The sequence below is a fragment of the Blastococcus sp. SYSU DS0539 genome, from assembly GCF_054050855.1.
In genome coordinates, this window is the sequence record NZ_JBJHAF010000004.1 from 299,466 (window position 1) to 309,028 (window position 9,563).

A 9,563-nucleotide genomic window follows, 5' to 3' on the forward strand; every position below is an offset into this window, starting at 1 on the left:
CGGCCACCGGTGGACGTCGTGCGGATGAGCAAGCGGTTGTCCTTCGTGCTGCGCCACCGGCCCGACTCGGTCGGGCTCACCCTGGACGCCGCCGGCTGGGCCGATGTCGACCAGCTGCTCGCCGCCCTGCGGATCACCCGCGAGCAGCTCGAGCACGTCGTCGCCGCGAACGACAAGCGCCGGTTCGCCTTCGACGACACCGGCAGCCGCATCCGGGCGAGCCAGGGGCACAGCGTCGTCGTCGACCTGGGCTACCGGCCCGAGCGTCCGCCGGCCGAGCTGTTCCACGGCACGGTGGAGCGCTTCCTGCCGGCCATCCTCGCCGAGGGCCTGCGGCCCGGCCGGCGGCACGCGGTGCACCTGTCCGCCGACGTCGCCACCGCCCGGGCCGTCGGCGGACGGCGGGGCCGCCCGGTCGTGCTCCGGGTGGACGCCGGAGCGATGGCCGCCGGCGGGGCCGTGTTCAGCCGCTCGGCCAACGGCGTCTGGCTCGTCGACGCCGTCCCCCCGCGGTTCCTGACCGTCCGGGACGGACCGCTCCCGCTCGGCTGAGCTCGGCTCGCTCAGCCGGTCGTCACGGGCGCCGGTCAGGCAGGGAGCCGGACCGCCAGCAGCGCGATGTCGTCGTCGCCCCGGGTGCCGAGCGCGCTCAGCAGTCCGTCGCACATCCGGTCCAGCGGTTCGCGGCCCAGGTCCCGCAGCGACCGCACCAGCCAGGCGGTGCCGTCGTCGAGGGTCATGCCCCGCCGCTCGACCAGCCCGTCGGTGTAGAGCAGCAGCGTGTCGCCCCGGCGGAGCAGCAGCTCGTGGTCGCTGCGCGGAACGCCCGACGGGATGGCCCCGAGCAGCCGGTCGGGCACCCGCTCGAGCACCTCGGCGCTGCCGTCGGCGCGGACCAGCACGGGGGGCGGGTGGCCGGCGTTGGACCACCGCAGCGGCACGGCGTCCCCGGACCGGCCGCGCACGTCGACCGTGGCCACCGCGACGGTCACCAGCGTCTCCAGCGACAGCCCCGACAGGACGTCGTCCAGCGCGGTCAGCGCGCCCGCCGGCGAGCTGTGCCCCGAGCGGGCCAGCGCCCGCAGCATGCCGCGGGTCTGCGCCATCGTGGCCGCGGCGGGTGCGTCGTGCCCGGCGACGTCGCCGATGACGAGCATGGTCTGGCCGTCGGCGAGCGGGAAGGCGTCATACCAGTCGCCACCCACGTAGGCCTCCCGGGCGCCCGGCAGGTAGCGGGCGGCGGTCTCCAGGCCGGGCACCGACGGGGCGTCGCCCAGCAGTGCCCGTTGCAGGGTCTCGCCGGTGCGGACGACGGCCCGCGTCGCGGCCGCCTCGGCGCCGAGCCGGGCCATCTGCGCCTCCCGGCGCAGCCGCAGCTCGCAGGTCACCACGGCGAGCACCCCGCCGAGGGTGACGGCGACCAGCCGGACGGTCTGCGCGACCGCCGTCTCGGCCGTGTACTGCTGCCCGTAGAGCCCGAGCAGGGTGGCGACGACGAAGGCGAGCGCCGCGTAGCCGACGGTGGACCGGCGGTCGAGGAAGGTCGCCGAGGCCAGGGGCGCGATGACGCTGAGCCCCAGGACGACCTGGTCGCGGCCGCTGACGACGTCCGCGAGCACGACGAGCAGGAGCACGACGGCGGGCAGCGCGACGGTGACTCGCCTCGACCGGTTCACCACATCCCCCTCGTCCGGCCCAGCGGTGCCGCACCGGCCCCCAACCTAGAGGACGGCGCCCGCGGCATCGGGATCCCGCGCGCCCGACGCCGGGCGCGTCAGCGGCCCGGACCCGGCATCGGGCCCGAGGGGAGGCCGATGTGGAGGCGCCGGGTCGGGGCGGCCCGAGCTCCCGGGAACGACTTCGGGGAAGCAGGGCTCCGGGACGTCGTCGTCCGGAGCCTGCTTCCCCGAAGCGGGCCGACGGGCTGATCAGGCCTTAACGATGGCGGCCACCGGGCCGCCGCCGGACGGGCCCTGGTGCACCGCGGCGACCGAGACGAAGACCGCCGGGTCGCCGGTCACCGACGCCGTCACGCCGCCGACGGTGGCCTTGATCTGGCGGTGCCAGGAGACGTCGGAGTCGTCGAGCATCGCGTTGCGCCGGCCGCGGACCTTGCCGTCGGGCGAGGCCTCGCACTTGAGGAACACGTTGACCAGCCGGTCGCCGAGGTCGGTGTGGTGCGGGCGCTCGGGCAGCTCGAGGCCGGCGTCGCGGATGGCGTTCCAGATGCCGTCCTGGTCCAGGGCGTCCTTCATCACCGAGTGGCCCACGCGGTAGTTGCCGCCGTGCCCGCGGGCGTTGCCGACGACGACGATCTGCGCCCGGTCCAGCTCCACGCCCGACGAGCAGGAGGCGACCGCGCTGTAGAGGGAGAGGTCGCGCATGATCTGCTCCTGCGTCGGCATCTCGATCTCGCCGAGCGCCACCGCGATGCCCAGCGCCGTCGTGCCGTTGGAGATGTCCATCGAGCCGTGCGGCTCCTCCAGGATCGTCGTCTCCCCGCGCTGGTGGGCGTCGCGGATCGTGTCGATCGTCAGCAGCGGCGTCTTCGTCTGGACGTAGTGGACGTCGGCCGGGTCGGTGATGCCGGCGGCCTCCATCGCCTTCTTCACGCCCTCGGCGACCTTCGCCACCATCGCGACGCGGCCGATGTCCTCCGGTAGCAGGACGTCGCTCATGGCGTAGCCCACGGTCAGCCGCGGCTCGTCGGTCTTCTCGACCGAGTCCTCCGGCAGGGTGGCGAAGACGGTCGCGTGCGGGCTGATGACGCCGTCGGTGCCACCGGACCACACGATCGGGATGTCACCGACCTCCTCCTTCGACCGGCTGCCCTTCTCGAGCAGCACCTCGCGGAAGGCCCGGTCGGCGATGATCCGGGTGTAGTCGTTGATCCCGCCGTTGCCCTCGGTCTTCCCGATGACGGCGATGACCCGGTCGGCCTCCATGACGCCCTCGTCGATGAGCTTGGCCAGCTCGGAGGCGTCACTGACGTTGTGCAGCGGGACCTTGCGGACCTCGATCGGTGCGGGCATGCGGGTTCCCTTCAGGAGTTGGTGACGACGGTGCCGACGCCGTCGCCGCTGACGGCGTCGGCGATGTGCTCGAGAGAGGTGACGACGGCGCGCCGGCCGCCATGGTCGAGGAAGCGCAGCGCCGCCTCCACCTTGGGGCCCATCGAGCCCCGCGCGAACTGCCTGGCCGCGGCGAACTCGCGCATCTCCGCCGCGGTGATCCGGCCGAGCGGGCGCTGCGACGGCGTCCCGAAGTCGACCATCACGTTCGGGACATCCGTGGCGATGACCAGGGTGTCGGCCCGGACGTCGCGGGCCAGGATCGCGGCGGTGAGGTCCTTGTCGATGACGGCCTCGACGCCGCGCAGCGCGTGCCGGCTCCCGTCGTGGTCGCGGCCGTCCTCCACCACGGGGATGCCGCCCCCGCCGGCGCAGACGACGACGAAGCCGGCGCCGGCCAGCGCGTGGATCGCCGCGGAGTCGACCACGGCCTTCGGCTCGGGCGAGGCGACGACCCGGCGCCAGCCGCGCTCACCACGGTCCTCCCACGTCTGGCCGAGCGTGACGAACCGGTCCGCCTTCTCGCGGGGGAGGTAGCGGCCCACCGGCTTGGACGGCACGGCGAAGTTCGGGTCGTCGGCGTCGACCAGCGTCCGCGTGATCAGGCCGGCGGTGCGCTGGGGGAGGCCGCGGGCGCGCAGGGCGGCGTCGAGCTCGTCGGCGAGGGTGAAGCCGATGGTGGCCTGCGTCTGCGCGACGTTCCAGTCCAGCGGCACCGGCGGCACCTCGTGCGCGGCCAGCTCGTTCTTCACCAGCAGGTTGCCGACCTGCGGGCCGTTGCCGTGGGTGAGCACCACCTCGACGCCTGCGGCGACGACCTCGGCGATGTGCGTGGCCGCCTCGGCCAGCGCTCGGCGCTGGGCCTCCGGCGTCGCCGACCCGTCGGCTCCGGTCATGGCGTTGCCCCCGAGGGCGATGACCACGCGATGGGACGTCACCCCGACGACCCTAGACGGATTTTCCTTAGCGGTGAAGTACCTGGGCGGATCGGCTCCCCGCGGATCCGCCGCCGGGCTCGTGCGGCGGCGGCTCCGCTAGCGTCCCGCGCCGTGCCCGCTGCCCCGTCGTCGACGACCGTCGCGGGGCTGGTGACCGCGCTCGTGGGGTTCCTCAGCTCCTTCGCGGTCGTGCTCACCGGGCTGCGTGCGGTCGGGGCCTCGCCGGCCCAGGCGGCGTCGGGGCTGGTGGTCCTCTCGCTCGCGATGGGGCTCGCCACCGTGCTGCTGGCCCAGCGGACGCGGATGCCGATCACCGTGGCCTGGTCCACGCCCGGCGCCGCCCTGCTCGCGACCGCCTCCGCGCCGACGTGGCCGGCCGCCGTCGGCGCCTTCGTCCTGGTCGGCGCGCTGGTCCTGCTCACCGCGGGGTGGCCCCGGTTGGGCCGTGCGATCGGGGCCATCCCGCCGGTGCTGGCGCAGGCGATGCTGGCCGGCGTCCTCGTCCCGCTGTGCCTCCAGCCGGTCAGGTCCGCCCTGGAGATGCCCTGGCTGGTGGTCCCGGTGATCGGGGTCTGGGCGGCCCTGCTGCGGTTCTCCCCGCGCTGGGCCGTGCCGGCCGCCTTCGCGGCCACCCTCGGCATCATCGGGTGGCTGGCCTCCCAGGAGGGCGGCGTCCCGGTCGCCGCGCTGGTCCCCGCCCTCGAGTGGACGACGCCGGACGTCACGTCCCCCGCGGCGATCGGGCTGGCGCTGCCGCTGTTCCTGGTCACCATGGCCTCGCAGAACGTGCCCGGCATGGCCGTGCTCGCCGCCTACGGCTATCGCGCGCCCTGGCGGCCGGCGATGGCCGTGACCGGCGTCGGCACGGTGCTCGGCGCACCGTTCGGCGGGCACGCCATCAACCTGGCCGCCATCAGCGCCGCCCTGGCGGCCGGCCCCGAGGCGGACGCCGACCCGGGACGCCGCTACCTCGCCGCCCGCACCGCCGGGCTCGCCTACGTCGGCTTCGCGCTCGTCTCGGCGGCGGTCGCCGCCCTCGTGGCCACGGCACCCGCCGGCTTCGTCGCCGCGGCCGCCGGCCTGGCGCTCTGGCCGGTGCTGGCCGCGTCCCTGAGCGGGGCGCTGGCGCGGCCGGAGGACCGGATCCCCGTCGTCGCCACCTTCCTCGTGGCGATCAGCGGCGTCACCGTGGGCGGTGTCGGATCGGCGTTCTGGTCGCTGGTCGTCGGGCTGGCCGCCTGGGCCTGGTTCCGGCCGCAGCCCGCCGTCTCCCCGGTCTGAGCCGGTGCGTCAGCGGCGCCAGAAGTCGAACCGGTCGCGCCCCGGCCGGAACCCGGCCGCCTCGGCGACGGCCACCGCGAGGTCGAACTTCTGCCCGACCGCGGTCGGGGCGTGCGCGTCGCTGCCGAAGCTGACCGCCTCGCCGCCCTCCTCGCGGAACCAGCGCACCTGGTCGGCCGAGGCGAGCGGGCTGCTGGTGTTGATCTCCAGCGCGCGGCCGCTGCCGGCCAGCGCGCGGAACACCGCCCGGTACTCCTCCTCGTAGTCCTTCTCCACGTACCGGTGCGACCCACCGGGCCAGTACCGCCGCGGGAAGTCGACGTGGGCCAGCACCTGGAAGACGGCGCTGCTCTCGACCATCCCGACCATCTCGCCGAGGTAGCGGCGCATCGTCGCGTCGGCGTCGACGTGCAGCAGCCGGCCGACGCCGACGAGGCGGCCCTGGTCGGACAGCGAGTGCAGCGAGCCGAGGATGCGGTCGACCGGGGAGCTCTCCAGGTGGCGGGCGATGCTCACGGCGAAGAGGTGCGGCTCGCCGGTCTCGATGCCCGACAGGATGCGCAGCTCGGGGAACCGGTCGCGCACCTCCTCGAGCTCGGCGAAGTAGCCCTCGACGTCGATGGGCAGCTGGTGCGCGGGGTGCCGGTCGAGCAGCCCCTCGGTGGTCGCGCGGTCGTCTGCCTCCCAGACGGTGAAGTCCAGGTGCTCGGTGAACGCGATCGCGGGCAGGCCCTCGGCGAGCGCCCGCTCGCACGCCCGCCGCATGGTCGAGGAGTCGGGGGTGTCCCACGACCAGTGGGTGTGCACGTGGTTGTCGGCCGGTCGCTGCCCCTGGTGTGCCATCGCCTGTGGATTCTCCACCGTCGTCCCCAGGTCCCGCGCGGGCACCCGTTCTGTCCCTCCGGATGCCTACTGTCGTCGGCATGAGCACCGCCGCACCGCCGTCCTCGATCGCCGACGAGGCCCTGGAGATCCTGCGGGAGCTCACCGGCCGGCCCGACGCGGTCTTCCGGGAGGGGCAGGACGCCGCCGTCGCTGCGCTGGTCGAGCGCTCCGAGCGGGCGCTGGTCGTGCAGCGCACCGGGTGGGGGAAGTCGGCGGTCTACTTCGTCTCCACCGCGCTGCTGCGCCGCCGCGGCGCCGGCCCCACGCTCCTGGTGAGCCCGCTGCTGGCCCTGATGCGCGACCAGGTCGCCGCCGCCGCCCGCGCCGGCATCCGCGCGGTCGAGATCTCCAGCGCCAACATGACGGAGTGGGACGACATCGCCGCGCGCCTCGCCGCCGACGACGTCGACGTCCTGCTCGTCTCCCCCGAGCGGCTCACCAACCCGCGCTTCCGCGAGGAGCAGCTGCCCGGCCTGGTCGCCCGCTGCGGGCTGGTCGTCGTCGACGAGGCGCACTGCGTCTCCGACTGGGGGCACGACTTCCGGCCCGACTACCGCCGCATCCGCGACCTGCTCGGCACGCTGCCGCAGGGGACGCCGGTGCTCGCCACGACCGCGACGGCGAACGAGCGGGTGGTCGCGGACGTCGCCGAGCAGCTCGGCGCCGGCGGCGTCGGGGTGACGACGGTGCGGGGCCCGCTGTCCCGCGACTCGCTGCGGCTGGGCGTGCTCCGGCTGCCCACCGACCGGGCGCGGCTGGCCTGGCTGGCCTCGCACCTGGGCGACCTGCCGGGCAGCGGCATCGTCTACACGCTCACCGTCGCGGCGGCCGAGGAGACGGCGAACCTGCTCCGCGACGCCGGCCACGAGGTGCGCGCCTACACCGGCCGGCTGGACGACGCCGACCGCAAGGACGCGGAGGAGGCGCTGCGGAAGAACGAGGTGAAGGCCCTCGTGGCCACCTCCGCGCTGGGCATGGGCTTCGACAAGCCCGACCTGGGCTTCGTCGTCCACCTGGGCGCCCCGTCGTCGCCGGTCAGCTACTACCAGCAGGTCGGCCGTGCGGGCCGCGCCGTCGAGCACGCCGACGTCATCCTGCTGCCCGGGCCGGAGGACATCGCGATCTGGCAGTGGTTCGCCACGTCCTCCATGCCGCGGGAGGACCACGCCGCGGCGGTGCTGACGGCGATGGCCGACGGGAAGGCCTGGTCGGTCGCGCGGCTGGAGACGGTCGCCGACGTCCGGCGCTCCCGGCTCGAGCTGCTGCTCAAGGTGCTCGCCGTCGACGGCGCGGTGGAGCGGGTGCAGGGCGGCTGGCGCTCGACCGGGCAGCCGTGGGTCTACGACGCCGACCGCTACGCCCGGGTCACCCGCACCCGGGAGGCCGAGCAGCGCGCGATGCTCAGCTACGCCGAGCCGGTCGACGAGGCCGAGTGCCGCATGGCCTTCCTCCAGTCCGCGCTCGACGACCCGACGGCCGCGCCGTGCGGCCGCTGCGACGTCTGCGCCGGCCCCTGGTACGCCACCGACGTCCCCGCGGCTGCCTCCGAGGCGGCGTCCGCCGCGCTCGACCGGCCCGGGGTGGAGCTGGCGCCGCGCGCGATGTGGCCCACCGGCGCGGACCGGCTGGGCGTCGACGTCAAGGGCAAGATCCCGCCCTCGGAGCAGCTGGAGACCGGTCGCGCCGTCGCCCGCCTCACCGACCTGGGCTGGGGGCAGCGCCTGCGCACCCTCCTCGGGGACGACGGCGTCGGCGGGGTGGTCGACCTGGAGGCGCCGAGCATCGAGGAGGACCCGGATGCGGCGTTCGACGTGCCGGTGAAGCGGTCGGTCTCCGACCTACCGCCGGACGAGGAGCTGCTGCGGGCGTGCGGCCGGGTGCTCGCCGCCTGGGACTGGAAGCAGCGGCCGGGGGCCGTGGTCGCCATCCCCTCGCGCCGGCGCCCCGAGCTCGTGCGCGGGGTGGCGCAGGGGCTGGCGCGCATGGGCCGGCTGCCGTACCTGGGGGAGCTGTCGCTCGCGCACGGCGGCCCCACCGGCCAGCCCGGTGGCAACAGCGCCTTCCGGCTCGCCGCGGTGTGGGACCGGATCGTCGTCGGCCCCGAGCTGCGCGAGGCCCTCGCCTCCGTGGACGGTCCCGTCCTCCTGGTGGACGACCTCGCCGACTCGCGCTGGACGGTGACGGTCGCCGGTCGCGAGCTGCGCCGGGCCGGCGCGTCCGCCGTCCTCCCGTTCGCTCTCGCGCTCACCGCCTGAGCACGAGCGGCGCCTCCACCGCGCGCGAGCGCGGTCGGCCGGGCGCTCCATCCACAGCTTTTCGCACACATGTGCGAAAAGTCGGGGTAGCGTGCCGGCATGACGCTGGCGCACCAGCCTTCGATGTGGGATCTCGCCGAGCAGGCGACGCTCGAGCCCCTGGGCGGGATCCGTCGGCACGTCCTCGGCCGCGGGGCGTGGGTCGATCACCTGCCGGGCTGGGTGTCCGGCTCCGACGAGGTGCTCGAGGCGCTGCTCGGTGACATCGGCTGGCGGGAGGACCGCCGCCAGATGTACGAGCGGGAGGTCGCGGTTCCGCGCCTGCTGCGCTGGTACTCCGGCCGGGAAGAGCTGCCCCACCCGCTCCTGGCCGAGGCCCGCGCGCAGCTGAACCGCCACTACGCGCCCGAGCTGGGGGAGCCCTTCGTCACCGCCGGGATGTGCCTCTACCGCGACGGGCGGGACAGCGTGGCCTGGCACGGCGACCGCATCGGACGTGGCCGGTCCGCCGACACGATGGTCGCGATCGTCGCCTTCGGCTCGCCCCGCCCTCTCCTGCTGCGCCCGGTGGGCGGCGGCGAGTCGCTGCGCTTCCCGCTCGGGCACGGCGACCTCGTGGTGATGGGCGGCTCCTGCCAGCGCACCTGGGAGCACTGCATCCCCAAGACCACCAAGCCGGTCGGGCCGCGGGTGAGCGTCCAGTTCCGGCCTCGCGGCGTGGCCTGAGCCGCCCGGCCGGTCGCCGGGAGGAGCCGAGCTCCCGGCGCTGCGCCACCCGGACGCGTCCCGCCCGGCCGGCCGGTCCGGGGCACAGGGGGGAGCCTCGGGACCCCCCCTGCAGACCCTCTGGAAGCCGTGTATGGTTCCTTCTGCACCGAGCGAGAACGGACCGGGCCGCGAGGCCCGGGAAACCGCCGGAGGAACCCCCGAGGTTCAGCCGCTGCGGAGTCCGGTGTACATTGAGAAAACCGCCTCGAGCAAAGGCCGAGAAATTGGCCGGGTTTCGTGCGCGTCCGCTCCTTGAGAACTCAACAGCGTGCCGAAAGTCAGTGCCAAGTAATACCCCGTGCCATGGCTCTTGTGGTTGTGGCAGGGATTCCTTTGGTTGATTGATATCGCGAGTGTCAGCTCGC

The 9,563-nt window shown here is 74.8% G+C and carries 9 protein-coding genes; 4 read left to right on the plus strand and 5 right to left on the minus strand.

Annotated elements, in window-relative coordinates:
* The first annotated feature begins 24 nt into the window (after window positions 1–24).
* Window positions 25–552, plus strand: coding sequence for an RNA 2'-phosphotransferase (locus tag ACI790_RS07625; protein ID WP_456569188.1), 528 nt, complete (start codon window positions 25–27; stop codon window positions 550–552).
* 35 nt (window positions 553–587) lie between these two features.
* On the opposite strand, the gene ACI790_RS07630 is transcribed toward ACI790_RS07625, so the two are convergent.
* The 3 genes from ACI790_RS07630 to ACI790_RS07640 form a co-directional block, all read right to left on the minus strand.
* Entirely contained in the window at window positions 588–1,676 is a 1,089-nt protein-coding gene (locus ACI790_RS07630) for a PP2C family protein-serine/threonine phosphatase (protein WP_456569189.1), read from the minus strand.
* A gap of 252 nt (window positions 1,677–1,928) precedes the next feature.
* A complete protein-coding gene (gene bar, locus ACI790_RS07635) occupies window positions 1,929–3,032 on the minus strand; it encodes a barbiturase (RefSeq protein ID WP_456569190.1) in 1,104 nt (367 codons plus the stop codon).
* Between the two features lie 11 nt (window positions 3,033–3,043).
* Window positions 3,044–4,009, minus strand: coding sequence for a carbamate kinase (locus ACI790_RS07640; RefSeq protein ID WP_456569191.1), 966 nt, complete (start codon window positions 4,007–4,009; stop codon window positions 3,044–3,046).
* A gap of 111 nt (window positions 4,010–4,120) precedes the next feature.
* Here ACI790_RS07640 and ACI790_RS07645 point away from each other — a divergent pair, with 111 nt between their 5' ends.
* Window positions 4,121–5,290 carry a benzoate/H(+) symporter BenE family transporter gene (locus ACI790_RS07645; RefSeq protein WP_456569192.1) on the plus strand — a complete coding sequence of 390 codons (1,170 nt, stop codon included), beginning with the start codon at window positions 4,121–4,123 and terminating at the stop codon, window positions 5,288–5,290.
* Between the two features lie 9 nt (window positions 5,291–5,299).
* Here ACI790_RS07645 and ACI790_RS07650 read toward each other — a convergent pair whose 3' ends face one another.
* Window positions 5,300–6,178, minus strand: coding sequence for a PHP domain-containing protein (locus tag ACI790_RS07650; protein WP_456569193.1), 879 nt, complete (start codon window positions 6,176–6,178; stop codon window positions 5,300–5,302).
* Between the two features lie 35 nt (window positions 6,179–6,213).
* On the opposite strand from ACI790_RS07650, the gene ACI790_RS07655 reads away from it, so the two are divergent.
* Window positions 6,214–8,430 (plus strand): DEAD/DEAH box helicase, encoded by a 2,217-nt coding sequence (locus ACI790_RS07655; RefSeq protein WP_456569194.1) that lies wholly within the window; start codon window positions 6,214–6,216, stop codon window positions 8,428–8,430.
* Window positions 8,431–8,529: 99 nt separating this feature from the next.
* Window positions 8,530–9,156 (plus strand): alpha-ketoglutarate-dependent dioxygenase AlkB, encoded by a 627-nt coding sequence (locus tag ACI790_RS07660; RefSeq protein ID WP_456569195.1) that lies wholly within the window; start codon window positions 8,530–8,532, stop codon window positions 9,154–9,156.
* 207 nt (window positions 9,157–9,363) lie between these two features.
* On the opposite strand, the gene ACI790_RS07665 is transcribed toward ACI790_RS07660, so the two are convergent.
* Window positions 9,364–9,563: hypothetical protein (locus ACI790_RS07665; protein WP_456569196.1), on the minus strand; the 200-nt coding region annotated here is incomplete at its 5' end.

What these genes read in the sequence shown, in the direction of transcription:
- ACI790_RS07625 (WP_456569188.1), top strand. Translation starts at nt 25, where the DNA reads ATGAGCAAGCGGTTGTCCTTCGTGCTGCGCCACCGGCCCGACTCGGTC.
- ACI790_RS07660 (WP_456569195.1), top strand. Translation starts at nt 8,530, where the DNA reads ATGACGCTGGCGCACCAGCCTTCGATGTGGGATCTCGCCGAGCAGGCG.
- ACI790_RS07655 (WP_456569194.1), top strand. Translation starts at nt 6,214, where the DNA reads ATGAGCACCGCCGCACCGCCGTCCTCGATCGCCGACGAGGCCCTGGAG.
- bar (WP_456569190.1), bottom strand. Translation starts at nt 3,032, where the DNA reads ATGCCCGCACCGATCGAGGTCCGCAAGGTCCCGCTGCACAACGTCAGT.